General features: G+C 74.9%; 24 protein-coding genes. 14 read left to right on the forward strand and 10 right to left on the reverse strand.

Annotated features, from left to right (window positions below; genetic code table 11):
- Nucleotides 1-128: 128 nt before the first annotated feature.
- From ABTW95_RS23580 to ABTW95_RS23595, 4 genes are read left to right on the forward strand one after another with little or no spacing between them, the layout of a single operon-like run.
- Nucleotides 129-1,031, forward strand: coding sequence for an AAA family ATPase (locus ABTW95_RS23580; protein ID WP_500227407.1), 903 nt, complete (start codon nt 129-131; stop codon nt 1,029-1,031).
- 3 nt (nt 1,032-1,034) lie between these two features.
- Nucleotides 1,035-2,153 (forward strand): vWA domain-containing protein, encoded by a 1,119-nt coding sequence (locus tag ABTW95_RS23585; RefSeq protein WP_396450782.1) that lies wholly within the window; start codon nt 1,035-1,037, stop codon nt 2,151-2,153.
- The gene (locus tag ABTW95_RS23590; RefSeq protein WP_396450784.1) at nt 2,146-3,270 is read left to right on the forward strand and encodes an XdhC family protein; all 1,125 of its coding nucleotides are present in this window, start codon (nt 2,146-2,148) and stop codon (nt 3,268-3,270) included. Before ABTW95_RS23585 ends, ABTW95_RS23590 begins: the two co-directional genes overlap by 8 nt.
- An 18-nt stretch (nt 3,271-3,288) precedes the next feature.
- On the forward strand, nt 3,289-3,882 hold the full coding sequence (locus ABTW95_RS23595) for a nucleotidyltransferase family protein (protein ID WP_396450786.1): 594 nt from the start codon (nt 3,289-3,291) through the stop codon (nt 3,880-3,882).
- Here the strand turns inward: ABTW95_RS23595 and ABTW95_RS23600 are convergent.
- The gene (locus tag ABTW95_RS23600; protein WP_500227408.1) at nt 3,860-4,153 is read right to left on the reverse strand and encodes a MarR family winged helix-turn-helix transcriptional regulator; all 294 of its coding nucleotides are present in this window, start codon (nt 4,151-4,153) and stop codon (nt 3,860-3,862) included. The two genes, ABTW95_RS23595 and ABTW95_RS23600, sit on opposite strands and share 23 nt — an antisense overlap.
- A gap of 167 nt (nt 4,154-4,320) precedes the next feature.
- Here ABTW95_RS23600 and ABTW95_RS23605 point away from each other — a divergent pair, with 167 nt between their 5' ends.
- Nucleotides 4,321-4,641, forward strand: a complete 321-nt coding sequence (locus ABTW95_RS23605) for a hemerythrin domain-containing protein (RefSeq protein WP_500227423.1) — start codon at nt 4,321-4,323, stop codon at nt 4,639-4,641.
- Here the strand turns inward: ABTW95_RS23605 and ABTW95_RS23610 are convergent.
- Genes ABTW95_RS23610 through ABTW95_RS23630 form a run of 5 tightly spaced genes read right to left on the reverse strand, consistent with a single transcriptional unit; the run spans nt 4,638 to nt 10,790 of the window.
- Nucleotides 4,638-5,855: a DUF6986 family protein gene (locus tag ABTW95_RS23610; protein ID WP_396450792.1), complete on the reverse strand. Its 1,218-nt coding sequence runs from the start codon at nt 5,853-5,855 to the stop codon at nt 4,638-4,640. The genes ABTW95_RS23605 and ABTW95_RS23610 overlap by 4 nt on opposite strands.
- A 52-nt stretch (nt 5,856-5,907) precedes the next feature.
- The gene (locus ABTW95_RS23615) at nt 5,908-6,816 is read right to left on the reverse strand and encodes an aldose 1-epimerase family protein (protein ID WP_396450794.1); all 909 of its coding nucleotides are present in this window, start codon (nt 6,814-6,816) and stop codon (nt 5,908-5,910) included.
- 29 nt (nt 6,817-6,845) lie between these two features.
- Nucleotides 6,846-8,252, reverse strand: a complete 1,407-nt coding sequence (locus tag ABTW95_RS23620; protein ID WP_396450796.1) for a YlbE family protein — start codon at nt 8,250-8,252, stop codon at nt 6,846-6,848.
- Entirely contained in the window at nt 8,249-9,772 is a 1,524-nt protein-coding gene (locus ABTW95_RS23625) for an AllF/FdrA family protein (RefSeq protein ID WP_500227409.1), read from the reverse strand. The genes ABTW95_RS23620 and ABTW95_RS23625 overlap by 4 nt, the downstream gene beginning before the upstream one ends.
- Nucleotides 9,773-9,821: 49 nt before the next feature.
- A complete protein-coding gene (locus ABTW95_RS23630) occupies nt 9,822-10,790 on the reverse strand; it encodes an oxamate carbamoyltransferase subunit AllH family protein (protein WP_396450800.1) in 969 nt (322 codons plus the stop codon).
- Nucleotides 10,791-11,000: 210 nt separating this feature from the next.
- On the opposite strand from ABTW95_RS23630, the gene ABTW95_RS23635 reads away from it, so the two are divergent.
- The 5 genes from ABTW95_RS23635 (at nt 11,001) to cutA (ending at nt 18,141) form a co-directional block, all read left to right on the forward strand.
- Nucleotides 11,001-12,752: a PucR family transcriptional regulator gene (locus tag ABTW95_RS23635; protein ID WP_396450802.1), complete on the forward strand. Its 1,752-nt coding sequence runs from the start codon at nt 11,001-11,003 to the stop codon at nt 12,750-12,752.
- A gap of 138 nt (nt 12,753-12,890) precedes the next feature.
- Entirely contained in the window at nt 12,891-14,342 is a 1,452-nt protein-coding gene (locus tag ABTW95_RS23640) for a uracil-xanthine permease family protein (RefSeq protein WP_396450804.1), read from the forward strand.
- Between the two features lie 3 nt (nt 14,343-14,345).
- Nucleotides 14,346-15,227, forward strand: coding sequence for an FAD binding domain-containing protein (locus ABTW95_RS23645; protein WP_500227410.1), 882 nt, complete (start codon nt 14,346-14,348; stop codon nt 15,225-15,227).
- Complete coding sequence (locus tag ABTW95_RS23650; RefSeq protein ID WP_396450808.1) at nt 15,227-15,727, forward strand: (2Fe-2S)-binding protein; 501 nt, start codon at nt 15,227-15,229, stop codon at nt 15,725-15,727. Before ABTW95_RS23645 ends, ABTW95_RS23650 begins: the two co-directional genes overlap by 1 nt.
- The gene (cutA, locus tag ABTW95_RS23655) at nt 15,727-18,141 is read left to right on the forward strand and encodes an aerobic carbon-monoxide dehydrogenase large subunit (RefSeq protein WP_396450810.1); all 2,415 of its coding nucleotides are present in this window, start codon (nt 15,727-15,729) and stop codon (nt 18,139-18,141) included. The genes ABTW95_RS23650 and cutA overlap by 1 nt, the downstream gene beginning before the upstream one ends.
- Nucleotides 18,142-18,404: 263 nt before the next feature.
- Here the strand turns inward: cutA and ABTW95_RS23660 are convergent, their stop codons facing one another.
- Entirely contained in the window at nt 18,405-19,220 is an 816-nt protein-coding gene (locus tag ABTW95_RS23660) for a polysaccharide deacetylase family protein (RefSeq protein WP_396451356.1), read from the reverse strand.
- 237 nt (nt 19,221-19,457) lie between these two features.
- On the opposite strand from ABTW95_RS23660, the gene ABTW95_RS23665 reads away from it, so the two are divergent.
- Nucleotides 19,458-20,120: an SRPBCC family protein gene (locus ABTW95_RS23665; RefSeq protein ID WP_396454812.1), complete on the forward strand. Its 663-nt coding sequence runs from the start codon at nt 19,458-19,460 to the stop codon at nt 20,118-20,120.
- A gap of 196 nt (nt 20,121-20,316) precedes the next feature.
- Here ABTW95_RS23665 and ABTW95_RS23670 read toward each other — a convergent pair whose 3' ends face one another.
- A complete protein-coding gene (locus tag ABTW95_RS23670) occupies nt 20,317-20,691 on the reverse strand; it encodes an FKBP-type peptidyl-prolyl cis-trans isomerase (RefSeq protein ID WP_396451350.1) in 375 nt (124 codons plus the stop codon).
- A gap of 156 nt (nt 20,692-20,847) precedes the next feature.
- Here ABTW95_RS23670 and ABTW95_RS23675 point away from each other — a divergent pair, with 156 nt between their 5' ends.
- Nucleotides 20,848-22,887: a hydantoinase/oxoprolinase family protein gene (locus tag ABTW95_RS23675; RefSeq protein WP_396451348.1), complete on the forward strand. Its 2,040-nt coding sequence runs from the start codon at nt 20,848-20,850 to the stop codon at nt 22,885-22,887.
- Nucleotides 22,884-24,749 (forward strand): hydantoinase B/oxoprolinase family protein, encoded by a 1,866-nt coding sequence (locus tag ABTW95_RS23680; RefSeq protein ID WP_500227411.1) that lies wholly within the window; start codon nt 22,884-22,886, stop codon nt 24,747-24,749. Before ABTW95_RS23675 ends, ABTW95_RS23680 begins: the two co-directional genes overlap by 4 nt.
- On the opposite strand, the gene ABTW95_RS23685 is transcribed toward ABTW95_RS23680, so the two are convergent.
- Together ABTW95_RS23685 and ABTW95_RS23690 are read right to left on the reverse strand one after the other, a co-directional pair.
- Nucleotides 24,702-25,289: a putative glycolipid-binding domain-containing protein gene (locus ABTW95_RS23685; RefSeq protein WP_500227412.1), complete on the reverse strand. Its 588-nt coding sequence runs from the start codon at nt 25,287-25,289 to the stop codon at nt 24,702-24,704. The genes ABTW95_RS23680 and ABTW95_RS23685 overlap by 48 nt on opposite strands.
- A 2-nt stretch (nt 25,290-25,291) precedes the next feature.
- Complete coding sequence (locus ABTW95_RS23690) at nt 25,292-25,870, reverse strand: dihydrofolate reductase family protein (RefSeq protein WP_500227413.1); 579 nt, start codon at nt 25,868-25,870, stop codon at nt 25,292-25,294.
- A 337-nt stretch (nt 25,871-26,207) separates the two neighbouring features.
- On the opposite strand from ABTW95_RS23690, the gene ABTW95_RS23695 reads away from it, so the two are divergent.
- Entirely contained in the window at nt 26,208-26,381 is a 174-nt protein-coding gene (locus ABTW95_RS23695) for a hypothetical protein (protein WP_500227414.1), read from the forward strand.
- The last annotated feature ends 27 nt before the right edge of the window (nt 26,382-26,408 follow it).

Here is a 26,408-nt window from a genome sequence, read left to right on the forward strand (position 1 = left end):
CCCGCGGGGCGGGATGTCCACGGCCGCGCGGCAATTCCTGCCGCGATCGCGCACCGGAGGGCGGTGCCGCGAAAACGCAAGGGTCCCGGGCGTGTGAGTTGCGTCTCCCGCCGAGTAGCCTCAGAGCCGTGGGGGAGACGGCGGCGATGACCACGGACCAGCTCGGATCGCCCGCGGAGCTCGCGGGCATGCTCGACAGGCACGCCTATCTGTGCGACGAGGGGCTCGCGACGGCGTGCTTCCTCGCGCTGCGGATGGGCAGGCCGCTCTTCCTGGAGGGCGAGGCCGGCGTCGGCAAGACCGAGCTGGCCAAGACGCTGGCGCGCGGGCTCGGCGCGCCGCTGATCCGGCTGCAGTGCTACGAGGGCCTCGACGCGTCCCAGGCGCTCTACGACTGGGACTTCCCGCGCCAGCTGCTGCACCTGCGGGCGGCCGAGGCGGCGGGCGTGAACGACGTGTCCCGGCTGGAGGGCGAGCTGTACGACCGGCGGTTCCTGCTGGCCCGGCCGCTGCTCCAGGCGCTGGAGACCGCGCCGAGCGTCCTGCTGGTGGACGAGCTCGACCGCGCCGACGACGAGTTCGAGGCGTTCCTGCTGGAGGTCCTCAGCGACTTCACGATCACCGTCCCGGAGCTGGGCACGATCCGCGCGGAGCGCCCGCCCGTCGTCGTGGTCACCTCCAACCGCACCCGCGAGGTCCACGACGCGCTCAAGCGGCGCTGCCTGTACCACTGGCTGGAGCACCCGTCGTTCGACCGGGAGGTCGCCATCATCCGGCGGCGGCTGCCCGGCGCGGCGGAGCGGCTCGCCGGGCAGGTCGCCCGCGCCGCGCAGCGGATGCGCGAGACCGACCTGCTGAAGCCGCCCGGCGTCGCCGAGACCCTCGACTGGACGGAGGCGCTCGTCGCCCTCGGCGTCCGCGAGCTGGATCCGGCGACCGCCGCGGTGACGCTCGGCGCCGTACTCAAGTACCGCGAAGACCAGCAGCGCGTCCTCGGCGCCGGGCTAGAGGCCCTGCTCAACGGGGGATGAGCCGTGGAGCGGGACGTCACCGAGACGATGGTCGGGTTCGCCAGGACGCTGCGCGCGGCGGGCGGCGCGGCCGACCCCGAGCGCGTCCAGGCGATGCTGGCGGCGCTCGACCACCTGGACGTCCTCGACCCGCGCGACGTGTACTGGGCCGGGCGGCTGACGCTGTGCGCCGACCCCGACGACCTCGCCCGCTACGACCGGTGCTTCGCCGCGTACTTCTCCGGCGCGACCGCGCGCCTGGGGCGCAGGCCGCCGCCGGTCGTCGTGCGCCGGATGACGGTGCCCGACCCGGGCGCGCAGGCCGGGAACGAGGAGGCGGGCGAGCTGAAGGCCGCCACCGCCAGCGAGGTGGAGGTGCTGCGCGACCGGGACGTCGCGCGGCTCACCGCCGCCGAGCGCGCCGAGGTCGCCCGGCTGATCGCCGTCCTGCACACCGGCGCCGAACAGCGCAGGTCGCGCCGGTTCGCGCCCGCGCCGGCCGGGCGGCTCGACCCTCCGCGGACGGTCCGGGAGACGCTGCGCCGCGGCGGCGAACTCTCCCTGCTGCGGCACCGCGCGCACCGCACCCGCCCGCGCCGGGTGGTCCTGATCGTGGACGTCAGCGGGTCGATGAGCCCGTACGCCGACGCGCTGCTGCGGTTCGCGCACGCCGCCGCCCGGTCCGGCGGGCGCGCCGTGGAGGTGTTCAGCGCCGGGACGCGGCTCACCCGCCTCACCCGGGAGCTGCGGCACCGCGACCCGGACGCGGCGATGGCGGCGGCGTCCGCGGCCATCCCGGACTGGAGCGGCGGCACCCGGCTCGGCGAGGAGCTGAAGGAGTTCCTCGACCGGTTCGGGCAGCGCGGCCAGGCCCGCGGCGCGATCGTCGTGATCGCCTCGGACGGCTGGGAGCGCGGCGACGCGACGCTGCTCGGCGAGCAGATGGCGCGGCTGCACCGGCTCGCGCACCGGGTCGTGTGGGCGAACCCGCACAAGGCGCGGCCCGGCTACGAGCCGCTGACCGCGGGGATGGCGGCGGCGCTCCCGCACGTGGACGACTTCACCTCCGGGCACAGCCTCGCGGCGCTGGAGGAGCTGGCCCGCATCGTCGCGGGCGGCGGAAAGGGGAGGGCTCATGCGTGACGTGCTCGACGACATCGCCCGCTGGTACGCCTCCGGGGAGACCTTCGGGCTCGCGACCGTGGTGCACACGTTCCGCAGCGCGCCGCGCCCGCCGGGCGCGGCGATGGCGGTCTCGCCCCGCGGGGAGGTGGCGGGCAGCGTGTCCGGCGGCTGCGTGGAGGGCGCCGTCTACGAGCTGGCGCAGTCGGTGCTGGAGACGGGCGAGCCGGTCGTCCAGCGCTACGGGGTCAGCGACGACGACGCGTTCGCCGTCGGGCTGACCTGCGGCGGCATCCTCGACGTCCTGGTGGAGCCGGTGGGGCCCGCCACGTTCCCCGAGTTCGCCGAGGTCGCCGCGGCCATCGAGCGGCACGAGCCGGTCGCGGTCGCCACCGTCGTCGCCGGTCCCGGGCGCATCGGCGCCCGCCGCGTCATCTGGGCCGACCGCGCCTCCGGCTCCCTCGCGCCGGGCGAGCCGCACGCGGACCGCCTCGACGCCGCCGTGGACGACGACGCGCGCGGCATGCTCGCGCAGGGCATCACCGGCCAGCGCCACTACGGCCCGCAGGGGGAGCGGCGGCTGGACGACCTGTCGGTCTTCGTGCACTCCTTCGCCCCGCCGCCGCGGCTGCTGGTGTTCGGCGCCATCGACTTCGCCGCGGCCGTCGCGCGCATCGGCAAGTTCCTCGGCTACCGCGTGACGGTGTGCGACGCGCGGCCGGTGTTCGCGACCGCCAAGCGGTTCCCCGACGCCGACGAGGTCGTGGTGAAGTGGCCGCACAAGTACCTGGAGGAGACGCGCGCCGCGATCGACGGGCGCACCGCCATCTGCGTCCTGACCCACGACCCGAAGTTCGACGTGCCGCTCCTGGAGGTGGCGCTCCGCACCGAGGCCGGCTACGTGGGCGCGATGGGTTCGCGCCGCACCCACGACGACCGCCTGGCCCGGCTGCGGGAGGCGGGCCTGACCGACGCGGAGCTGGGCCGGCTGCGCTCGCCGATCGGGCTCGACCTCGGCGCCCGGACGCCGGAGGAGACGGCGGTGTCGATCGCGGCGGAGCTCGTCCAGCTCCGCTGGGGCGGTTCGGGCCGCCCGCTCACCGACACCAGCGGCAGGATCCACGCCGACGCGCACTGACGGGGCTACCCTCTCCGGATGACGTTGCGCGGTGACGAGTCCCCGGCCGGCCTGCTGCTCGCCGCGGGGGAGGGCAGCCGGCTCGGGCGGCCCAAGGCGACCCTGGAGCTGGACGGCGAACGCCTCGTCGACCGGGGCGTCCGGACGCTGCGCGACGGCGGCTGCTCCCCGGTCCTGGTGGTGGCGGGGGCCGCGCAGATCGAGGTCATCGGCGCCGTCGTCGTGCCCAATCCCGGCTGGCGGGACGGCATGGGCTCCTCGCTGCGCGCCGGCCTCGCCGCGCTGCCGCCCGCCTGCCCCGCCGTGGTGATCGCGCTCGTCGACCAGCCCCTCGTCACCCCGGCGGCCGTCGCCCGGCTGATCACCGCCTACGAGGCGGGCGCCGCGATCGCCGTCGCGACCTACGGGGGAGCGCGCCGCAACCCGGTCCTGCTGCGCGCCGAGCACTTCGCCGGCGTCGCCGCCGCCGCGGTCGGCGACCAGGGCGCCCGCGGCTACCTGCGCGCCCACGCCGGCCTGGTCACGCCCGTCCCGTGCGACGACGTGGCCGCCCCCGACGACATCGACACCCCGGACGACCTGGAGGCGTTCAACCGCCGCGAGCCGCGGTGACGGCCCGCTCGTAGGCGAGCAGCGTGTCGATGAACATCTTGCGCTGCGCCGGGGTGAGCGGTTCCAGGGCGGTGCGCCAGGCGCCGGCGCCGCGGCCGAGCCGGCCGTTGATCGCGGGCAGGTGCCCGGCGGCGACGCTGACGATGGTGCGGCGCCGGTCGGCGGGGTCCTCGCGGCGTTCGAGGATGCCCTGCCGGCTGAGGTCGCCGACCATCAGGCTGACCGTGGCGGGCGCGACCTCCAGCCGCCGGGCGAGCGCGTTCACGGTCATCGGCCCGTCGAACAGCAGGTAGGCCGGCAGCGACAGGTGCCGCGGCGCGAGGTCGAAGGACGCCAGCTCCGCGGCACCTTGATCTTCTTGGCGGCGGAGACCACCGCGGCATCGACGCCGCCGCTCTGCGCGGCGGGACCCGCGCCGCCCCCGACCCGGCCCGGCAGCTGCGCGAACACTGCGTCTCCGTCTGCGGCGTCCTCGGCGAGCACCACGACAACGAGGAAGGACGCGCCTTCCCCCGCCTGGAGACCCAGTTCCCCGGCCTCGCCCCGGTCGTCGGCAGGCTGCGCCGCGAGCACGCCGCCGTCACCGAGAACAGGCGCAGGCTCCAGGCCGTACTGGACGACGCCGGCTCCCGCGACCCGGACGCGGTCCGCGCCGAACTCGACCGGATCACCGCCGAACTCGACGAGCACTTCGCCTGCGTGGAGGAGCAGCTCGGTCCGCTCCTCGACGTGGTCGCGCCCCTCTGGCGGAAGGGCTAGGCGGGCAGGACGCTCTCGTCCAGGGCACCGCAGTCGACGGCGCGGCGCAGCCGGGCGGTGAGCGCCTTGACGGTGGCGGGCTCGTCCAGGAACCCGCTCGCGCCGCCCGCCGCCTGCTCGTGCCACGCCCGGACCCGCCCGATGACGTCGTCGACGCCGGTCAGGTGGAACGCGTACACGGCGGCGTACCGGCTCGGCAGGTGCGCGGGGTGCAGGTCCCAGCCCTGGTAGAAGCCGTGCGCCAGCGAGTGCCGGACGTGCGCCGCGTGCGCCGCCCACGTCGCGTTGACCTCGTCGGGGCCGTCGTTGCGCGGGATGACGTTGGTGGAGCCGTCCGACAGCCGCACGCCCGTGCCCGCGAGCGACACCTGCATGAGGTGCCGGGCGAAGTCGCACGCCGGGTGGTCGAGGCGCTGCTCGTGCGGCGGCAGCCCCAGCGCGGCGGTGTAGTCGAACACCCCGAAGTGGGCGGCGGTGACGCGGCCCTGCGCCGCGGCCACGAGCGGGCCGAGCCCGACCCGGTCCTCTGCGTGGTCGATGAGCGACTGCGGCGTCTCGACCTGGATCTCGAACCGCAGGATGCCCTGCGGCAGCCCGAGCGAGCTCTCCAGCCGGTCCAGGAACTCGGTGAACAGCCGGACGTGCTCGGCCGACAGCACCTTCGGGAAGGTGATCGTGAACCCGCCCGGCAGCCGCCCGAGCCGGTCGCGCAGCGAGGTGAGGAACCCGTCGAGCGTGCGCATCGCCCGCTCGTGCCCGCCGTCCGCGAACGACTTCACCCGCAGCCCCCAGTAGTGCGGCAGGCCCTTCACCTGGTACGCGGCGGCGACCGCCTCGACGACCTGCTCGACGTGCCCGTCCTCCTCGGCGTCCTCGCGCACGCCGTAGCCGTCCTCGAAGTCGATCCGCACGTCCTCGACCGGCTCGTTCGCGAGCTTCGCCGCGACCCGCGCGCGCACCGGCTCGGCCAGCTCGGGGTCGAGCCCGAACGCGGCGCCGAACGACCCGGCGCCCGGCGTGTGCGTGTTCAGCAGCCGCAGCGCCTCGGCGCCGAAGTCGGCGGGCGTCGAGCGCGAGAACCGGTCGGCCGGCACGTACACGGTGTGCACGGGCTGCCGCCCCTCCGCACCGCCGGGGAAGCGCTCGCCGTGCGCGTCACGGGCGGCGGCGATGCGCGCGGACAGGTCGTCGAACGAGGGCACACTGAGGTTCACCCCGCAATGATCCCCCAACCGCCGCCCCTCGGGGAACCGATCGCGGCCGGAATCAGGAGTCGGCCACGATGCCCCACGTGCCGGTGAACTCGGCGCCGGGCTCCAGGTGGACGAGGCCCTCGCCCGAGGCGAACGCGTTCGGGGGGCACGTCATGGGCTCGACGCCCAGACCCCGCCTGGGGTCGGGGGTGTCGTCGGCCGTGTAGATCTCCATCCACGGGTGGGCCTCGTCGGCCCACAGGCGCACGGTGCGGCCGCCGCCGGAGAGGACCACCCAGACGCGGCCGCCGCCGTCGCGGTTCAGGTCGGCGAAGGCGTTGTCGATCCGCCGGCCGCCGAGCAGCGGCCCGGTGCGCAGGTCGTACTCGGTGCCCGTGACGTCCTCGGACGGCCCGCACGGGATCATCCGGTCGTTCACCGGGAGGTACCGGTCGGCGAGCAGGCGGACGGTGCACTCGTCGATGGGTTCGCCGACCGTCAGGTACGGGTGCGCGCCGTGGCCGTAGGGGGCCGTCCTCGACCCGGGGTTGCGGGCGGTCATGCGCACCCGCAGGCCCTCGGACGCGTCGAGGGAGTACTCGGCCTCCAGGTCGAGCCGGAACGGGTAGCCGCCCGTCGCGAGGAGCCGGTGGGTGAGCCGCACCCGGTGCGGCTCGTGCTCGGCGGCCCGCCACGGCGCCCACCGGACGAGGCCGTGGATCGCGCAGTCCCGGGCGGGCTCGGACACGTCCAGCTGGTGCTCGGCGCCGCCGTAGGAGTAGCGGCCGCGGTCCACGCGGTTCGGCCACGGGATCAGCAGGTGCCCGAACGCGGCGGGGGCGGGCTCGTCCGCGCCGTGCGACAGCACCAGCGGCCTGCCGTCGCGGGTCAGCTCGCGCAGGCTCGCGCCCGACTCGGTGATGACGGCCTGGTACGGCCCGGCGCTCAGGGCGTACTGCTCCCCGGTGATCGACTCGCTCATGTCCGGGACGGTACCCGCCGGCACCGCCTCTACGCGATCTCCGCGAGGGCGTGCAGGGCGTCGGCGAACACCGCCGCCGGCGGCTCGACGAGGCCCGCGCCGACCTGGCCGGTGCCGGCCTCGCGGCCCGCGATGCCGGTGTCGATGACGGGCAGGATCCCGGTGCGGACGACGCGGGTGACGTCGATGCCGACCGGGGTGCCCCGGAACGACAGCAGCGGGATCTGCAGCCCCGGGTGCTCCGCGAGGGTGATCTCGTACATCCGCTGGGTGGCGGCGACCGCGTCGGGGACCTCGCCGCCGACGAACCGGACGATCGCCGGCGCGGCGGCGAGCGCGAACCCGCCCGTCCCGGCCGTCTCGGTGATCGCCGAGTCGCCGATGTCGGGGTTGGCGTCGTCCGGCCCGTAGTCGCCGAGGTAGAGGCCGTCCGGGACGCCCGCGGGGGCGGTGAACCAGCGGTCGCCCGTGCCCGACACCTGGATGCCGAAGTCGGTGCCGTTGCGGGCCATCGCCACGACGAGGCTCGACCCGGGGACGTCCCGGGCCGCGTCCGCGCACGCCTTCGCCGCCGCCATCCCCGCGTTGAGGAAGAAGTGGTCGTTGCCCGCCGCGAACCGCAGCGCCTCGGCCGCCTCACCGCGCGGGACGTCCTCGGCGGCGGCGAGGTCGGGCGCCAGCTCGCGCAGCAGCAGCGACGTCGCGGCCCGGTTCCGGTTGTGCAGCTCGTCGCCCATCTGCAGCGCCTGCGCGATGACCGACATCAGGTCGAGCGGGCCGTGCCGCCGGACCGCCGCCCGCAGCGCCGGTCCCAGCACCTCGCCCATCCACCTGAGCCGCTCGATCACCTCCGGCCCGTACGCCCCGTACCGCAGGACCTTCCCGAGCCCCTCGTTGAGCGAGCAGTACGAGGTCCCGCCGTGCTCGGCGTCCTCGACCACGAACATCCACATGGACGGGCTGACGACGCCCGCCATCGGCCCGACGGCGGCGTGGTGGTGGCACGGTTCCAGCACGGCCGCGCCGCGCTCCAGCGCGTGCCGGGCGCCGAGCGGCGTCTCGGCGAGCCCTTCGAGGAGCATCGCGCCGATGAGCGCGCCCCGCATCGGGCCGGACGCGCGCTCCCACTCCAGCGGCGGGCCCGCGTGCAGGAACGTCCCGGGCTCCAGGCCGAGGACGTCCCGCGCGGGCCGCACGTCCACCAGGTGCGGGCGGGCCGTGACCATGCGCCGCACGGCGCGCTCGTTGGCGTCCGCGCGGCGCGGGTCGCCGAGCACCGCGGCGAGCGCCGCCTCCGTCCCGGGCGGCGGGGGCCGCCAGTCGACCGCCTCCACCGGGACGGCCTGGTCGGCGAGCGCCTCGGCCAGCACCTCGACGCCCGCGGCGACCACCCGGGGCTCGCGGGACAGCAGCCCGCCCAGCCGCTGATCGGTCATGCCGACCCCCCTTCCGCCATGCCCCCTTCGACGCCGCCTTCGGCGCCCCCCTCGACCGTGCCGCTTTCGACCGTGCCGCCTCCGACCGCGCCCCCGGTGACCAGGCGCAGGGCGTGCCTGGTCGCCTGGGCGTTGGAGCCGAACACGTCGGCGCCCGCCTCGCACAGCGCCGCGGCCTGCCGGTCGCGGTCCTGCGGATCGCCCGGCGTCCCGCACAGCGACACCACGACGGCCAGGTCGGGGCGGCTCCCGGCCGCGTCGGCGATGGCCGGGGCCAGCGCGGCGGCCGGGTCGGGCTCCGCGCCGTACCCGAGCACCACGTCCAGGAGCAGGACGCCGCAGCCGGGGTCGGCGGCCTCGGCGCGCAGCGCCTCCAGCCGCAGCGTCGGGTCGATCATCGGGTGCGCGCGGCCGCGCGTGTAGGCGTCGTCGCCGAAGTCGGCGAAGCGGTGGCCGCGCGACTCCAGGTCCCAGCCGAGGGCGTCCCGCGCGATCATCTCCGCCTCGTCCCGCAGCGTGCCGCCCGCGAACAGCCCGCGCAGCGCCCGCCCCGCCACCGCGGCCGGGCGCCGCGCCGCCGTCCACCGCGGCCACTCCGGGACGGTCCGGCCGAGCGCCGTCAGCACCTTCTCGGCAGCGCGGGTCAGGTCGTCCTCGTCGGCCATCGGCAGCGCGAACACCACGGGCGTGTCCAGCCGCCGCGCCGCCTCCCGGATCAGGTCCAGCACCTGCGGCGCGGGCGGCTTCGACACCAGCACGATCAGCTCGGTGCCCGGGTCGGCGTCCAGGGCCGCCAGCGCGGACAGCGCCGACCGGCCGCTCACCTCGGGCGACAGGTCCCGGCCGCCGACGCCCAGCACGTGGCTCACCCCGGCGCCCGCCGCGTCGAGCAGGCACATCAGCTGCTGCGCGCCCGTCCCGGACGCGGCGACGACGCCGACCGGCCCGGGGCGGACCGCGTTGGCGAACCCGAGGCCGGCGCCGCCGATGACGGCGGTCCCGCAGTCCGGGCCCATCACGATCAGCCCGCGCCGCGCGGCCGCCTCCTTCAGCGTGATCTCCTGCGCGAGCGGCACGTTGTCACTGAAGATCATCACGTTGAGGCCGGCGTCCAGCGCGTCCATCGCCTCGGGGAACACGTGCGGGCCCGGCACCGACAGCAGCGCGACGGTCGCGTCCGCCCGCGCCGCCGCCGACCCCGTGGTGCGCGGCGGTTCCGGCGCGCCGAGCGGCCCGCCGCCGGCGGGGGGCCGGGACGCGTCGCGCAGCAGCCCGTCCAGCGCCTCGCGGGCCTCGTCGAGCCCGCCGCCGTCCACCCGGACCGCCACGACGAGGTCGTCGGGCCCCGCGTCGCCGGGGACCTCGAACCCCATCCGCTCGAACATCTCGCGGTTCAGCTCCGTCGCCATCGCCACCATCGCCGCGGCGACGCCGGGACGCGCGGCCATCTCCCGGCTGACCCGCATGAGCGTGACCGAATCGTGGTAGCCCCCCCGCCGGACCTCGACCCAATCGCTCATGCGTGCCTCCTGCGGGGGACGGCCCCCCGGGCCCCCCGGTCCGCTGCGCTCATGCAGTCACCTTCGCAGCGCTCCGGGCGGTGGCGGCGGACAGGGCGAGCGCGGCGCGGCAGCCGGCGAGGACGCCGTGTGCGAGGTCGGCGCCCGAGGTGTGCCCGACCGACAGCAGGCGCCGGACGGCGCTCTGGCCCGCGCCGCCCGGCGGTTCGTGGCCGCCGACGAAGCGCAGCACGGCCGCGACCTCGGCGCCCGCGCCGCCCGCCGCCGCGCAGTGCAGCAGCGTCGCGGCCAGCGCCGTCGTGCGGGTGCCGGCGTCGGCGGTGACGGCGGCGCCGATCCAGTCGGCCATCCGCACCGCCGCCTCCCCGTGCCGGACGGCGCCGCCGACCAGCCGCAGCGAGACGAGCAGGCCGCACAGGATGTCGTCGCCGGACGGCGTCAGCCCCGGCCCGAGCCCGACGATCCGCTCGGCCGCCTCCACGGCGTCGGCGAGGTCGCCGGCCGCGCAGGCGGCGGCGAGGCCGGCCGGGTCGGGGTGCCCGTCGAGGCCGCCGCCGGCCGGCCCGGCGGCGGTGAGCGCGCCGGCCGAGGCCAGCTCGTCCTCCAGGGCGCGGACGCCGCGGGCGAGCGCCGCGGGCTGCATCGCGGCGAGCGCCGGGGACGGGTCCCACCAGCGGCGGACGCGCACGGCCAGCCCGTCCGCCTCCACCCGGCCCTCGCCGACGAGGGCGTCCCCGCCCTCGCGGACGGACCGGAACGGGTGCTCGCGGCGCGTCGCCACGACCACCACCGCGTTCGGCAGCCGCCCGGCGTCGGAGGTGACGACGGCGAGCACGCGCGGCTCGGCGCCGCCCCGCATCTCCAGGTACAGCGCCGACGGGAACACGGCGATGACCCGCGCCGGGCGGCGCGGCGGGTCCAGCAGCGGCCGCAGCGCGAGGCTCGCGGCGCCGGCGGCGGGCGGCCGCCGCCGCGGCCGGGCCGGGAGCGGGATCGGGTCGCGGACGAGGGCAGTCACGGATCCTCCCGAGGCCGGTGTCGGTGGCCGCCCGCCCCGCGGACGGCCCGGCCTCGCGACGACGGTAGAACGGGCCCCGCACCGGTCGTATGGAGAAAGCTGCCAAGGATGGTTGTCATCGTTCGTCTTTGTTGTCATTTTTGATCAGGAACCGGTAGCGATCACATCGTCACGGACGATGTACGCACCAAAAGCGAGGTGACCCCTGGCATGAGCTACACCACAGCGGACCCGGGCCCACCGGCCCTCCGGCTCGCGAGTACCGGAACACTGACCTACGGCCTGTCGGTGGGGGAGGTCCTCGGCGTCAGCACCCTGAACGGCGCCCGCCTCATCGCCGGCCGGTCCGGCCTCGAACGCGTCGTCCAGCGGCTCAACGTGATGGAGGTCCCCGACATCCTGTCGTGGGTCAAGCCCAACGAGCTGCTCCTGACCACCGGCTACCCCCTGCGGAACACCCCCCAGTCGCTCGACAACCTGGTCGCCGACCTCGACGAGCGCGGCCTCGCGGCCCTGGCCATCAAACTGGGCCGCTACCTCGACTCCCTCCCCGCCGAGATGATCGCGCAGGCCGACCGGCGCGGCTTCCCCCTGATCCTGCTCCCGAACGACGTCGGCTTCGACGACATCCTCAACCAGGTCCTGACCGACATCCTGAACCGGCAGGCGGCGGTCCTCGCCCGCACCGAGGAGGTGCACCGGGCGCTCGTGCAGATCGTGCTGTGCGGCGGCGGCCTCCAGGAGGTGGTCGACGAGGTCGCGTCGCTGCTGGACGTCGCGGTCGTGGTGCTGGACGGCGAGCAGCGCGTGCTCGCCGGCGCCGGGCCGGACGAGCACGTCCAGGCGATGCGCGCGTTCGACGCGGGCCGGCACGCGGCCTGCGGGCGCGGCGGCTGCGGCGTCATCGGCGCGCACGGCACCGGCGACCACCTGGTCGTGCCCGTGATGGCGGGCGGCTTTGACCACGGCCGGATCGTCGCGTTCAGCCCCGCCGGGACGCTGCGCGGCACCGACCTCGGCATCCTGGAGCGCGCCGCGACCGTCGCCGCGCTCGTGGTGACCAAGCAGCAGGCCGTCGCGGCGGTGGAGAGCAAGTACCGCGCCGACTTCCTGCGCGACATCCTCGCCGGGCGCGCCGGCGACGACGACCGCGTCGTCGCGCACTGCGGCGGGTTCGGCTGGGACCTGGACCGCCCGATGATGGTGCTCGTCGCCGAACTGGACGGGCGCCCGCGCGGCGCCGCCCCCGAGGCCGACGGCAAGGGGCGCGGGAAGGCGCCCGACCCCGACGGGAAGAGCCGCGGCGCCGAGGAGCGGTCGGCGCAGGAGCGCCTCGCCGCCGCGTGGACGACGGCCGTCCGCCGGCACGACAAGGGGGCGGCGGTCGCGAGCTTCGCGCACGAGGTCGTCGCGGTCGTCGGCGCGGACGGCGCCGACCCCGCCGAGTGGGCGGCCGGGCCGGTGCAGGCGATGGTGAAGGAGGCTTCGTCGATCTTCGCCGAGCACCTGCCGGTGCGGCGGACGTTCTCCACCGGGATCAGCCGGACGGTGGAGTCCCCGGCGGCGCTGCCCGAGGCGTACGAGCAGGCGGTGAAGGCCGTCCGGGTCGGCCGCCAGCTGAACGGCGCGGGCGCGCGGGCGCACTTCGACCAGCTCGGCGTGTACCGGCTGCTCAGCCTGGTGTCGGACCCGGGGGAGCTGCACGCGTTCGTCCGGGAGACGCTCGGCGACCTCGCCGCCGACGACGAGCCGGAGCTGGTGGATCTGCGCCGCACCCTGCAGGTGCTCTTGGAGACCAACCTCAACGTCGCCGAGACGGCCCGCCGGCTGCATTTCCACTACAACACTCTCCGGTACCGCATCGGGAAGCTGGAACGGATGCTCGGCGCGTTCACCGAGGACGCCCATCTACGGCTCAATCTCACCCTCGCCCTGCACGTTCTGCGCATGCGCGGTATCTGAGGGTAGTGTAATCCAGCCCACACCGGCCGGTCCTCCCAATCGGCGGCGCGGGCTTTGGCAGAACTCGCCGATGCCCGTCCATCAGGGTAGATCTACCTTGCCCGCATGTACGCGGTCGGATGAGCAGGAGGGGCCCCGATGGTGATCGGCTGGAAACTGCACGGCGACGGGAGAACGCCGCCGCCCGGGGAGGTCGTCCGCCCGGACGAGCGGCTGTCGTGGCCGCGGACCGCGGGCATCGGCGCCCAGCACGTCGTGGCGATGTTCGGCGCGACGTTCGTGTTCCCCATCGTGATGGGCCTGGACCCCAACCTCGCGATCATGATGTCCGGGGTCGCGACGGTCCTGTTCCTGCTGATCGTCGGCGGCCGGGTGCCGAGCTACCTCGGCACCAGCGCCTCGTTCGTCGGCGCCGTCGCGGCGATCCGCGCGGCGGGCGGCGACAGCGCCACCGTGACCGGCGCGATCCTCGTCGCGGGCGCCGTCCTCACGCTGGTCGGCGTCCTCATCCACTTCGCCGGCGCCGAGGTCATCCACCGGGTGTTCCCGCCCGTGGTGACCGGCGCCGTGGTCATGCTCATCGGCTTCAACCTCGCCCCCGTGGTCGCGACCGTCTACTGGCCGCAGGACCAGTGGGTCGCCCTCGCCACGCTCGCCTTCGCGGTGCTCTGCGCGGTGCTGCTGCGCGGCTTCTGGGCGCGCATCACGATCCTGCTCGCGCTGATCTTCGGCTTCGTCCTGTCGTGGATTCTCGACAGCACCGCCGGGAAGATCACGTCAGTTCTTCCCGGCCAGAACCTGCTGGACGGGGCCGGCAAGGCGTGCACCTCCGAGGGCGCGTACTGCGTCGCCACCGCCTTCCCGCACGACCGGGTCGACTTCACCGCCGTTAAGGACGCCGACTGGTTCGGGTTCCCGAGCCTGCACGGCCCCGACTTCAAGACCTCGGCGATCCTGCTCGCGCTGCCCGCGGTCATCGCGCTGATCGCGGAGAACACCGGGCACGTCAAGGCCGTGGCCGCGATGACCGGCGACGACCTGAACCCCGTCCTCGGCCGCGCGATCGCCGCGGACGGCGTCGGCACCACCCTCGCCAGCGCGGTCGGCGGTTCCCCCACCACCACCTACGCCGAGAACATCGGCGTCATGGCCGCGACCCGCATCTACTCGACCGCCGCCTACTACGTCGCCGCGGCCGTCGCGATCCTGTTCGGGCTGTGCCCCAAGTTCGGCGCGCTGGTCGCCGCGACGCCGGGCGGCGTGCTCGGCGGCATCACCGTCGTCCTCTACGGGATGATCGGCCTGCTCGGCGCGAAGATCTGGATCGAGAACCGGGTCGACTTCGCCGACCCGGTCAACCTGGTCCCGGTCGCCGCGGCGATCATCCTGGCGATCGGGAACGTGACGCTGCAGGTCACCGACGACTTCCCGCTGCAGGGCATCGCGCTCGGCACCATCGCGGTCCTGCTCGGCTACCACGTCCTCAACGTGCTGCGCAGACCGGAGGACGCGGGCGGCGGCATCATCGCGCCCGCGGAGGAGGAGATCGGCGGCCCGGTCCGCCCCGCCCCGAGCAGCGATGCGGGCTGACGCGTGAAGCCGCCCCCGTTCGGCTACCACGCCCCCGGCACGGTCGGCGAGGCGCTCGACGCCCTCGCCGCCGCGCCGGGCGGCAAGGTGCTCGCGGGCGGGCAGAGCCTCATCCCGCTGCTGAACATGCGGCTCGCCGCGCCGTCCGACCTGGTCGACATCAACCGGGTCGCCGGACTGGACACCCTGCACGCGGACGGCGCGGGCGTGCGGGTCGGCGCGCTCGCCCGGCACGCGCGGGTCGAGCGCTCGGCGGAGGCCGCGGCCGCGCAGCCGCTGCTCGGGCAGGCGCTGCGGCACGTCGCGCACCCCGTCATCCGCAACCGGGGCACGGTCGTCGGCAGCCTCGCGCACGCCGACCCCGCCGCCGAGCTGCCCGCGGTGCTGGCCGTGCTCGGCGGGACGGTCGAGGCGGCGTCCGCGCGGGGGCGCCGCACCATCCCGGCCGCCGAGTTCTTCACCGGCCCCCTCGAATCGGCGCTGCGGCCCGGCGAGCTGGCCGTCTCCGCGTTCTTCCCGGCGGCGCCGCCCCGCACCGGCACCGCGTTCGCCGAGACGGCCCGCCGGCACGGCGACTACGCGCTCGCCGGCGTCGCCGCCGTCGTCACCCTCGACGAGGACCTGCGGGTCAGTGCGGCCCGCGCGGGATACCTGGGCGTCGCCGCGACCCCGCTCGTCCTCGACCTGACGGGCGCGGCCGGGCCGGACGGCGACTGGGCCGCGGCCGCCGCGCACGTCCGCGACCGGATCGACCCCGAACCCGACATCCACGCCGGCGCCGCGTACCGGCGGCACCTGACCGGCGTGCTCACCGAGCGCGCGCTGCGCGCGGCGGCGGCCCGGGCCCTGCGCAGGACGGGTTCGCCGCGGAAGGCGGAGGACTGATGGAGGAGAGCTTCGAGGTGGCGCTGACCGTCAACGGGACGCACCGCACCGCGCGCGTCCCGGCGAGGCGGCTGCTGTCGGACCTGCTCCGGCACGACCTCGGGCTCACCGGCACGCACGTCGGCTGCGAGCACGGCGTCTGCGGCTGCTGCACCGTCCTGCTGGACGGGGAGCCGGTGCGGTCGTGCCTGATGTTCGCCGTCACCGCCGCCGGCCGGGAGGTCACCACGGTGGAGGGCCTCGCCGCCGAGGACGGGACGCCGTCGCCGGTGCAGCGGGCGTTCCGCGAATGCCACGGCCTGCAGTGCGGCTTCTGCACGCCCGGGTTCCTCTGCACGGTCACGGCGCTGCTGCGCGAGACGCCGCGCCCGACCGAGGACCAGATCCTGGAGGGGATCTCCGGGAACCTGTGCCGCTGCACGGGGTACCAGAACATCGTCAAGTCGGTGCACCGCGCCGCCGACCTGCTCGCCGCGGCCGCGGAAGAAGGGGAGGGCTGATGGGCACGCGCGTCTTCGGCGAACGGGTCGAGCGGCGCGAGGACGGCCGGCTCGTCACCGGCCGCGGCCGCTACCTCGACGACCTCGGGCAGGGCGCCCTCGCCGCGGCGTTCGTCCGGTCGCCGCACGCGCACGCCCGCATCACCGACATCGACGTGTCCGGGGCGCTCGACGTGGACGGCCTCGTCGCCGTCTACACCTGGGAGGACCTGCCCGGCCGGGTCGGGGAGCCGCTGCCGCTGCTCATCCCGCACCCGGCGCTGACGCACGGCCGCACCGGCCACCCGCTGGCGCGGGACGTCGTCCGGCACGTCGGCGAGCCCGTCGCGATGGTCGTCGCCCGCGACCGCTACCTGGCCGAGGACGCCGCCGAGCGCATCCGCGTCGAGTACGAGCCGCTGCCCGCCGTCGTCGGGATCGAGGCGGCGACGCGGGCGGAGCACCTCGTCCACGACGACGTGCCGGGCAACGTCGGGGCCGTCCTCGTGCAGGAGACGGGGGACGCGGCGGGCGCGATCGAGTCGGCGCCGCACGTGCTGGAGTTCAGCCTGTCGATCGAGCGCAGCGCGTCGATGCCGCTGGAGGGGCGCGGCGTGTACGCGCGGTGGGACGCCGACGACGGGTCGCTGCGCGTGTACTCGTCCACGCAGGCGTCCACCAGCGTGCGGGCCGCGATCGCCGCGCGGCTCGGGCTGCCGAACGGCAAGGTCGAGGTCGTCGCCCCCGACGTCGGCGGCGGGTTCGGCGTCAAGATCGTGCACCCGTGGCCGGAGGAGATCCTCGTCCCGTGGGCGGCGCGGCTGCTGGACCGCGAGATCAAGTGGACCGAGGACCGCCGCGAGCACTTCGTCTCCGCCGCGCACGAGCGCGGCCAGCTGCAGGACGTGCGGGTCGGGTTCGACGACGCGGGCCGCGTCCTCGGGCTGGACGTGCGCATCCGGCACGACCACGGCGCCTACACCCCGTACGGGATCATCATCCCGATCGTCACGTCCACGCAGCTCCTCGGCCCGTACAAGATCGGCGCGTACCGGGCGGAGGTCGTCAGCCTCTACACCAACACCCTGATCGTCACCCCGTACCGGGGCGCGGGGCGCCCGCAGGGCGTGTTCTGCATGGAGCGGACGATGGACCGCATCGCCCGCCACCTCGGCGCCGACCGCGCCGACGTGCGCGCCGCGAACCTCATCCAGCCCGACGAGTTCCCCTACGACCAGGGCCTCACCTTCCAGGACGGCCGCCCGCTGATCTACGACTCCGGCGACTACCCGGAGCTGCTGCGCAAGGCGCGGGAGCTGATCGGCTGGGACGGGTTCGAGGCCGAGCGCGCCGCCGCCGCGTCCCGGGGCCGCCGCCTCGGCATCGGCCTCGGCGTCTACGTGGAGGGGACGGGCGTCGGCCCGTACGAGGGCGGGCACGTCGAGATCGACACGGCCGGGCGGGTGCACGTGTCGACCGGGCTGACCTCGCAGGGCCAGGGCCATGAGACGGTGTTCGCGCAGATCGCCGCCTCCGAGCTGGGCGTCCCGATCGAGGACGTGCACGTCACGACGGGCGACACGCGCCGGTTCGGGTACGCGGTCGGGACGTTCGCGTCCCGCGCCGCGGTGATGAGCGGCAACGCGATCGCGCTGGCCTGCCGGAAGGTCCGGAGCAAGGCGCTGCGCATCGCCGGCGAGGCCCTGGAGGCCGACCCGGACGACCTGGACATCACCGACGGGGTCGTGCACGTGCGCGGCGACCGGTCGGCGGCGGTCCCGCTGCGGACGGTGGCGGTGCTGTCGAACCCGCTGCGGTACGCGTTCGACGAGGAGGCCGCGGCGGCGACGCAGTTCGCGGTGGGCCGCCCGGCGACCGAGCCGCCGGTCGCGTCCGGCGACGAGCCGGGCCTGGAGGGGCGCGACTACTACTCGCCCGTCCGGTCCACGTTCGCGGCCGGGGCGCACGCCGCGATCGTGGAGGTCGACCCGGACACCGCCGAGATCGCGATCCTCCGGTACGCCGTCGTCCACGACTGCGGCCGGCTCATCAACCCGATGGTCGTCGAAGGGCAGATCCACGGCGGCGTGGCGCAGGGCATCGGCGGCGCGCTGTACGAGCGGATGGCGTACGACGAGGCGGGGCAGCTGCTGAACGCGTCCTTCATGGACTTCCTCATGCCGTACGCGACGGAGATCCCGCGCATCGAGACCGGTCATCTGGAGACGCCGTCGCCGCTGAACCCGCTCGGCATCAAGGGGGCGGGGGAGGCGGGCGTCATCCCGGTGTCGGCGGTGATCGCGTCGGCGGTGGAGGACGCGGAGGGCGTCCGCGTCGACGCGATGCCGATCTCCCCGGACGAGCTGTACACGCTGCGGGAGCGGGCCGCGGCCGATCCGTCGCTGCGCGTCCGGGAGAGCGTCCGGGCGGGCTGACGGGGCGGGCCGGCCCTTGTCCGCCGATGCCGGTCTCGGGGGCGTCGGGGTCGCCGGCTGATGCTGGCGGGACCGGCTCGGGAAGCGGGGGACCTCGGCCCCGCCAGCGTGTTGACCCTAGTGAAGGCCCCCCTCGGCCTTGGCCGTAACCGGGATTCCTCCGGGAAGGTCGGAATTCCCCCGGTGGGGCGGCCGCCGTGGGACGGGCCGCCGTGGGACGTGGGACGTGGGACGGCCGGGGCCGTCGGGCCGCGGCGGGCGGGTCAGGCGTGCGACGGCTTGTCGGGGACGTTGCCGCCGAGCGACTTCGGCAGGTAGTTCTGCACGGCGGCGGGCCGGAACCCGGCCTGCCTGATCCAGCCGAGGATCATCTTGAACTCCCCGGCCAGCCCCTTGCGGTAGTGCATCAGGATGATGTCGCCGGGCTTGAACCCCTTGCCGCCGTCGCCGCGGGCGAAGCCGTTGTACCCGACCCCCGGGCCGGACGTGCCGTTGTAGAACTCCGCCGACCACAGCAGCACCGACTTGATGCCGCATTCCTTGGCGACCTGCAGGGTGGTCTGGTTGTAGCTGCCGAACGGCGGGCGGAAGACCTCGGGCCGCCGGCCGTACTGCGCCTGGATGGCGTCCGACGCGCCGCAGATCTGCTTCTTCTGCGCCTCGGCGCTGAGCGTCGCCATGTTCGGGTGGTCGACGGTGTGGTTCTCCATCGGCGAGCCCGCGTTGCGCATCGCCCAGAAGTACTGCCCCTGCCCCTTGATGTAGGTCGAGGTCAGGAACGTCATGATCGGAACCTTCTCCTTGCGGACGAGGTCCACGAACTCCGAGTCGTAGGTGTAGCCGTCGTCGATGGTGAGGAAGACGACGCGATCCTGCGTCTCGATGTGGTTGATGACCGCGGGCAGGCCGTTGGGGGCCGGCTTCGGCATCGTCCAGGACCCGGGCTTCGGCGTCGCCCAGGTCTTGTCGCCGAGCACCGAGGCGAGCTGCGTCCGCATGGACGGTCCCGAGTCGCCGACCTGCGCGGCCACGGCGGGCCAGCCGCCCAGCGCCACGCCGAGCACTCCGGCGGCAACCATGGCGATCACGGGCGTCTTCCCTCGCATCGGCCGCGTACTCCGTTTCGGTGGGGGGTCTTCGGTTGTGGGTCCCGCATCGGTTGACGCGCCGGCCGCCGCCGGGGTTCGCGCCGGACCGGAACCTCCCGACACATTTGATCATTTGCACCGGCCTTCGGGGTGCTCTGCCCAAACATCGGCGTGTACTCGGCAGATGTTGCCGTTCGGCGCGGCGGCGGCGTTCTCTACAGTCGGGACATGCAGCTGAACGGCAGTGCCGGCGTCGCCGCGCCGCTCGACCGCGTCTGGGACGCGCTCCAGGACCCGGCCGTCCTGGCCAGGACGATCCCCGGGTGCAGCTCCCTGGAGGAGACCGGCCCGAACACCTACCGGATGACGGTCACCGCGGGCGTCGCCTCGATCCAGGGCACCTACGTGGGCCAGGTGGAACTCGCCGACCCGGACCCGCCGCGATCGTTCGTGCTGAAGGCGCGCGGCCAGGGCGCGCCGGGCACGGTGGACGCGACCGTCCGCGTCCGGCTGTCGGACGGCGGCGGCGCGACCCGCATCGACTACGACGCCGACGCGGTCGTCGGCGGGATGGTCGGCGGGGTCGGGCAGCGGATGCTGGGCAGCGTCGCCAAGCGCACCGCCGGGGAGTTCTTCGCCGCGGTCGAACGCGACCTGTGCGCCCGCACCGCGGCGGTAGCGCCCGCCGAGCCCGCGGCCGCGGCGGAGCCCGCGCCGCCCGCCGTCCCGGCGGGCGGCGGCGCGGTCTACCCGGGACGCGCCGCGGCCCCGCCGGGCCCCTCGTCCGCGGCGCCGCCGATGGTGGCGGCGTTCGTCTCCGGCGGCGTCGTCGCGCTCGCCGGCGTCGCGCTCGGCTACCTGCTCGGCCGCCGCGCCCGGCGGTCCGGCTGAGTCACGTCCGCGCCGCCCGCGCCGCCCCCCGGCGGCGCCGGTGCGGACCGGGCCGGCCGATGGGCAGCGCCGTGAACCTCGCCGCGAACCTCGCCGGGATGAGCGACGTGCATCGGCGGCGGGCATCCGGGCGGGTCCTCACCCGCGGGTCGCCCGCCCGGATCGTCCGCCGGTGCCTCCCGGCGGAGGCGAGGGGTCAGCCGACCGCGACCAGGTCGACGACGAAGATGAGCGTCTCGCCGGGCTTGATCGCGGGGCTCGGGCTGCGGTCGCCGTAGGCGAGGTGCGGCGGGATGACGAGCTTGCGCCGGCCGCCGACCTTCATGCCCTGGATGCCCATGTCCCAGCCCTTGATGACGCGGCCGGTGCCGAGCTGGAAGTCGAGCGTGGAGCCGCGGTTCCAGGACGCGTCGAACTCCTCGCCGGTGGACCACGACACGCCCACGTAGTGCATCGACACGTGCGACCCCTTGGCCGCCTCGGGGCCGTCGCCCTCGGTGATGTCGGTGATGTCGAGGTACTCGGGCGGCCGTCCCTCGGGGAAGTCGATCTCGGGGCGTTCAAGCGCCATGGAAGGGCTCCAGCTATGTCGTGACGGTTCGTCTGTCGGGAACGTCTGTCGGGAAAAGGCTCAGCCTAGCCCTATGCGCTCTCACCAAAGAACGACGCGCCCGTTGTCACATTGCGACGGTTTCGCAGGTGGCCGCCGTCCGGTAGACCCTTCACCATGGCGAGGCGGCTGCGGATCGGCATCGACACGGGCGGGACGTTCACCGACGTCGTCGCGCTGGACGAGCACGGCGCGCTCGTCACCACCAAGACCCCGTCGACGCCCGCCGACCCGGCGGAGGGGTTCGCGAACGGGGTCGGCAAGGTGCTCGGCCTGCTCGGCGCCGGACCGGACGACGTCGCGGCGCTGTCGCACGGCACGACGGTCGCGACGAACCGGCTCCTCGAAGACCGGATCGACGACCTCGGGTTCATCACCACCGAGGGGTTCGAGTCGATCCTGGAGATCGCGCGGCAGAGCGTCCCGGACGGGTACGGCAACAGCTACTTCTGGGTGAAGCCGCCCCGGATCGTCCCCGTGCACCGGGTGCGGACGGTCGGCGGGCGGCTCGACCACACCGGCGCCGAGATCCGCCCGTTCGACGAGGAGTCCGCGGTGGCGGCGGCCCGCTGGTTCCGCGAGCGGGGCATCCGCGCGATCGGGGTGTGCTTCCTGCACTCCTACGCCGACCCGTCCCACGAGCTGGCGATGCGGGACGTGCTGCGCCGCGAGCACCCCGGCGCCGTCGTGTCGCTGTCGTGCGAGGTGCTGCGCGAGTACCGCGAGTACGAGCGGTCGGTGACGACGCTGGTGGACGCCGCCGTGAAGCCCGCGATGAACGGCTACCTCGCGCGGATCGCCGAGCGCGTCGCGACCCGGCTGCTGGTGATGAAGAGCAACGGCGGCGTCCTGTCGGCGGAGGAGGTCGCGCGGCAGCCGATCACGACCGTCCTGTCGGGCCCGGCGGCGGGGGCGCTGGGCGCGGCGTTCGTCGTCTCGCACAGCGGCCACGGCTCCGTCGTCACGCTGGACGGCGGCGGGACGTCCACGGACGTCGCGGTCGTCCTGGACGGCGAGCCCACCCTCACCACCGAGGGCTCGATCGGCCGGCACCCCGTCAAGATCCCGATGATCGACATCGTGACCGTCGGCGCGGGCGGCGGCTCGGTCGCGTGGCGCTCGCCCGAGGGCGCGCTGAAGGTCGGCCCGCGCAGCGCGGGCGCCGACCCGGGTCCGCTCTGCTACGGGCGCGGCGGCGCCGAGGTGACGGTGACCGACGCGCACGCCGTCCTCGGCCGCATCCCGCCGCACCTGCTCGGCGGCGAGGTGCCGCTGGACGTGGCGGCGGCCCGGCGCGGCCTCGACGCGCTCGCCGGCGATCTCGGCCTGCCGGTCGAACGGGCCGCCGCGGGGATCCTGGAGATCTCCGCGTGGAACCAGGCCAACGCGATCCGGCAGATCACGGTGAAGCGGGGCCTGGACGTCCGCGACTACCCGCTCGTCGCGTTCGGCGGCTCCGGGCCGCTGCTCGCCTGCCGGCTCCTCGACGTGCTCGGCCTGCCGGCGGCCGTCGTCCCGGAGAACCCGGGCAACCTGTCGGCGTTCGGGCTGCTCACCGTGGACGTGAAGAACGACTACGTCCGGACGCGGGTCGTCCGCGACGCCGAACTCGACCCGGCGCTCCTCGCCGAGGTCTACGCCGACCTCGAAGGCGAGGCCGCCCGCGCGCTCGCCCGCGAGGGGTTCCCGGAGGGGCGGCGCCGCTTCGCCCGCTCCGCCGACCTGCGCTACTGCGGCCAGGCGTTCGAGGTCCGCGTGCCCGCCCCGGCCGGGCCGCCCGGCGAGGCGTTCCGCGCGGAGGTCGTCCGCCGGTTCCACGACGCGCACGAGGCCCTCTACGGCTACTGCTACCGGGACGACCCGCGCCATCCGGTGGAGTGGGTGAACCTGCGCGTCTCCGGCATCGGCCCGATCGACCGCCCGCGCCTGGCGGAGCGCCCGCGCGGCGACGGCGACCCGTCCCGCGCCCGCGCCGGCGCCCGCCGCGTCTACTTCGACGCCTGGGAGGAGACGGCGATCTACCGGCGGGAGAAGCTCGCCCCCGGCGACGCGATCGAGGGCCCGGCCGTCATCGAGGAGTTCGGCTCCACCCTGCCTCTCCACCCCGGCTTCACCGCGCGGCTCGACGGCTACGGCAACCTGGTGGTGACACGGTGATCGACCCGATCCTCCTGGAGATCGTCGAGGGGACGCTCGCCTCGGTGGAGCGCGAGGTCGAGACGGCCATCGCCCGCACCGCCCGGTCCCCGATGATCCGGGACGCGCACGACTTCCGCGCCGGCGTCCACGACCGCCGCCTGCGCAAGCTGACCGGCCGCTCCTACTCGGCGCTCGTCCAGCCGGTCGCGCGCGACTTCCCGCCGGAGACGATGCGCCCCGGCGACGTGTTCTTCCACAACGACGTGTACCTGTCGGAAGGCGGCATCGGCCACCTGCCCGACCTGTGCGTCACCGTCCCGGTGTTCCACCGGGACGAGGTGGTCGCGTTCGTCCAGGCGTTCGGCCACCACGACGACATCGGCGGCGCCGTCCCCGGCTCGATGCCGAGCCACGCCCGCAGCGCGTTCGAGGAGGGCCTGATGGTCCCGCCGATCAAGCTGTGGGACCGGGGCGTCCCGAACGAGGCGGCCCTGACGATCATGACCCGCAACTCGCGGATGCCCGACTCCCTCGCCGGCGACCTGGACGCCGAGTGCTCGGCCTGCCTGATGGGCGCCCGCCGCCTCGGCGACCTGTTCGCCCGCTACGGCCGCGCCGACGTCGAGGCGTGCTTCGACGCGATCATCGACCGCACCACCGAGACGTTCCGCCGCGAACTGCTCGCCAAGATCCCCGACGGCACGTTCACGTGGGAGGACTACGCCGAGCACGACGGGGTGGACCCGCCCCGCCTGCACGCGCAGCGCATCACGCTGACCGTGGACAAGTCCGCCGCGGTGCCCCTGGTCATCGACTTCACCGGCACATCGCCCCAGGCCAAGGGCCCCATCAACCACGCGGGCGACTACGCCGACGGCGTGTTCCTGAAGAAGTGGCTGGCCCCCGTCCTGCGGAACCTGGCCGACACCCCGGAGCGGGCCGCCGAACTCGACGTCAACGAGGGCGTCGTCCCGCTCATGGAGATGCGCTTCCCGGAGAAGGGCACGCTCCTCACGCCGGTCTTCCCGGCCCCGACCAACGCCCGCACCTTCGTCATCCTGCGGCTCCTGGGCGTCCTGGCGGGCGTCCTCGCCAAGGCCACGAACGGCCGGATGCCCGCCGACCAGGAGACGATCCGCTACACGGGCGTGTACGGCGAGGACGACCGCGGCCCGTACCTGATGCGCGAGGTGCTCGGCGGCGGCTCCGGCGGCCGCTACTACGCCGACGGGGAGGACGCCATCCACGTCGTCCCCGACTCCCGCAACATCCCCGCCGAGTTCGCCGAGGCCCGCTGGCCGTTCATCGTGGAGCGCCTCGGCCTCGCCGTCGACTCCGGCGGCCCGGGGGAGTTCCGGGGCGGCCTCGGCTACGACAAGCACATCCGGATGCTCCGCGACGCCCGCTACATGTCGATCGCCGACCGCTCCATCCTGTCGTGCTGGGGCGTCAACGGCGGCCGCGCGGGACGCCCCTTCCGCGTCGACATCGACGGCGAGGAGATGGAGGGCCTGGTCGACGACCATCCGGTCAAGGCGGGCCAGACCATCCGCATCCGCACGACGGGGGGCGGCGGCTGGGGCGACCCGCTGAACCGCGACCCGTCCCGGGTGGCCGACGACGTCCGCGACGGCAAGGTCTCCGTCGAAGGCGCCCGCGGGGACTACGGCGTGGTCCTCACCGGCGGCGCCGTGGACGAGGAGGCGACGGCGACCCTGCGCGCCCGGCTGCGCGCCGAACGCGGCCCCGTCCCCTTCTTCGACAGGGGCCCCGGCTACCCCCAACTCTCCGGCGGCCGCTCCCACGCCGATGTCGACGCCCTGGAGCGGGCGTCAGGCGCAGCGCACCGCGAGTCCGGGGTAGTCGACGACGAACCCTGAGCCGTCGTAGACCAGGAGTGCGGTGAAGCCGAAGGCGGGGGCCGCATAGTCGTAGCGCTGCCGCCCCGGACCGCCGGCGACCCGCGCGTAGGTCTGCTCCAGACGCCCGACGGCCAGGTCGGCGGCCCGCACGTAGACGGCCGGCGCGTCGGCGGCCGCCCCCTCGGCGAGGCCCAGCCGGTGCACGGGCAGCGCGTTCGTCATGGCCGACGACTCCAGGTCGACATCGAGGCAGCCGTCAAGTCCGGGGTCGGGCCTGCCGTTCACCAGCCATCGTCCATCGGCCTGCTCGAGCGTCACCTCGCCGGGGCCGCCGTCGAGCAGATGCGAGATCCGGGCCGTGCGCGTACGCCACCGCTCATCGACCTGGATCACGTAGCGGACGGCCCAGGCCACACCGTCCTCGACCGCCGCGGTGGTGCCGTGCAGCCGCCACCCGTCGCGCAGGGAGGACACCTGGAGGACTTCGAACCCGTCACGGGCGTCCAGGTGCCGCCAGGCGGCCGTCTCCGGAGGCTTGTCGAAGGCCGTGCCCGCCATTGTCAGGGATGCAGGGTGGGACGGTAGATGAGTTCCTGGATGCCGCCGTCCAGCGTGCGGTGCTCGATCAGTTCGAGGTCGAAGTCGGGCGCGCCCCCGAAGACGGGGTCCAGCCCTGTCCGGCCGGTGATGACGGGGAAGAGCGTCACCTGGACGCGGTCGACCAGGCCGGCGGCCATCAGCGCCCGGTTCATGGACAGGCTGCCGTGCGAGCGCAGCGGCACCTTGGACTCCTCCTTGAGCCGGGCGACGACGTCGACGGCGTCGCCGGCGGCGACTTCCGCGTCCAGCGAGGCGAGGGGGCGGGACAGGGTGGTCGACACCACCGTCGCGGGAAGGTCCCGCATCCGGGTGACCCAGGGGTCCCGCACATCGGAGTCCTCGGTGCTCGACGCCAGCATCTGGGCGAACATCCGATAGGTGTTGGCGCCGAAGACCATCCGCTGGTCCTCGCTGTACTGGGCGAGGCGGCGGTCGAGCAGCTCGGGGCCCTGCTTGCCCCAGTAGCCGGTCCAGTCGCCGCCGGCGGCGCCGAAGCCGTCGAGGCTGGAGAAGACGTCGAACGTGTAGGTGGCGGTCATGATGCCCTCCTGGCGGCCTGCGGCCGATCGCGTGTCAGAGATACGGACTGCCGAGCACGGCCCGACTAATCGACGTGCGGCCCCCGGGATCCGGCGAGCGAGGCGTTGTGACTGGAGTCTCGGCGAAGGCACTCGGCCGCCGCCGTCCATTCGCCTTCGCTTTAGAGCATGCACGCCGTCCGCCGAGCCGGCCATTAGCCGCAGCGCACACCCCTTTAGCCCCCGCGCACTGCGCACCGGCCTGACGACCAGGGGCGATGCGGACTCCCGATCCCGCACAAGCAGGCCGTCGTCACAAACGGCGCACCGCCGAAGGCGGCGACCACACCCCGCCGCAATGGCGGAAGCCGGGTCGCCGGTGGAAGCGCCGCCCGGCGCCCAGCCCCGCCTCGGCGGCCTCACCGTTCGGGTTCGCGCCGGCGGCGAGCTCGGCGAAGACGCGGTCGGGGAGCGGAACATCAGCGACGCGCGCCGCCCCTCGACCGCGAACGAGGCCGCCGGCGGGGCATGAAACACGCCGACCGGGGGACAAATCCCC

The sequence above is a fragment of the Spirillospora sp. NPDC127506 genome, assembly GCF_040302145.1.
GTDB lineage: Bacteria > Actinomycetota > Actinomycetes > Streptosporangiales > Streptosporangiaceae > Spirillospora.

Coding starts and splice junctions, on each gene's coding strand:
- ABTW95_RS23685 (WP_500227412.1), bottom strand. CDS start 25,289: ATGGCGGGCACGGCCTTCGACAAGCCTCCGGAGACGGCCGCCTGGCGG.
- ABTW95_RS23650 (WP_396450808.1), top strand. CDS start 15,227: ATGGAGGAGAGCTTCGAGGTGGCGCTGACCGTCAACGGGACGCACCGC.
- cutA (WP_396450810.1), top strand. CDS start 15,727: ATGGGCACGCGCGTCTTCGGCGAACGGGTCGAGCGGCGCGAGGACGGC.
- ABTW95_RS23660 (WP_396451356.1), bottom strand. CDS start 19,220: ATGGTTGCCGCCGGAGTGCTCGGCGTGGCGCTGGGCGGCTGGCCCGCC.
- ABTW95_RS23640 (WP_396450804.1), top strand. CDS start 12,891: ATGGTGATCGGCTGGAAACTGCACGGCGACGGGAGAACGCCGCCGCCC.
- ABTW95_RS23695 (WP_500227414.1), top strand. CDS start 26,208: ATGGCGGAAGCCGGGTCGCCGGTGGAAGCGCCGCCCGGCGCCCAGCCC.
- ABTW95_RS23620 (WP_396450796.1), bottom strand. CDS start 8,252: ATGACCGATCAGCGGCTGGGCGGGCTGCTGTCCCGCGAGCCCCGGGTG.
- ABTW95_RS23665 (WP_396454812.1), top strand. CDS start 19,458: ATGCAGCTGAACGGCAGTGCCGGCGTCGCCGCGCCGCTCGACCGCGTC.
- ABTW95_RS23625 (WP_500227409.1), bottom strand. CDS start 9,772: ATGAGCGATTGGGTCGAGGTCCGGCGGGGGGGCTACCACGATTCGGTC.
- ABTW95_RS23615 (WP_396450794.1), bottom strand. CDS start 6,816: ATGAGCGAGTCGATCACCGGGGAGCAGTACGCCCTGAGCGCCGGGCCG.
- ABTW95_RS23595 (WP_396450786.1), top strand. CDS start 3,289: ATGACGTTGCGCGGTGACGAGTCCCCGGCCGGCCTGCTGCTCGCCGCG.
- ABTW95_RS23590 (WP_396450784.1), top strand. CDS start 2,146: ATGCGTGACGTGCTCGACGACATCGCCCGCTGGTACGCCTCCGGGGAG.
- ABTW95_RS23600 (WP_500227408.1), bottom strand. CDS start 4,153: ATGACCGTGAACGCGCTCGCCCGGCGGCTGGAGGTCGCGCCCGCCACG.
- ABTW95_RS23635 (WP_396450802.1), top strand. CDS start 11,001: ATGAGCTACACCACAGCGGACCCGGGCCCACCGGCCCTCCGGCTCGCG.
- ABTW95_RS23675 (WP_396451348.1), top strand. CDS start 20,848: ATGGCGAGGCGGCTGCGGATCGGCATCGACACGGGCGGGACGTTCACC.
- ABTW95_RS23690 (WP_500227413.1), bottom strand. CDS start 25,870: ATGACCGCCACCTACACGTTCGACGTCTTCTCCAGCCTCGACGGCTTC.
- ABTW95_RS23670 (WP_396451350.1), bottom strand. CDS start 20,691: ATGGCGCTTGAACGCCCCGAGATCGACTTCCCCGAGGGACGGCCGCCC.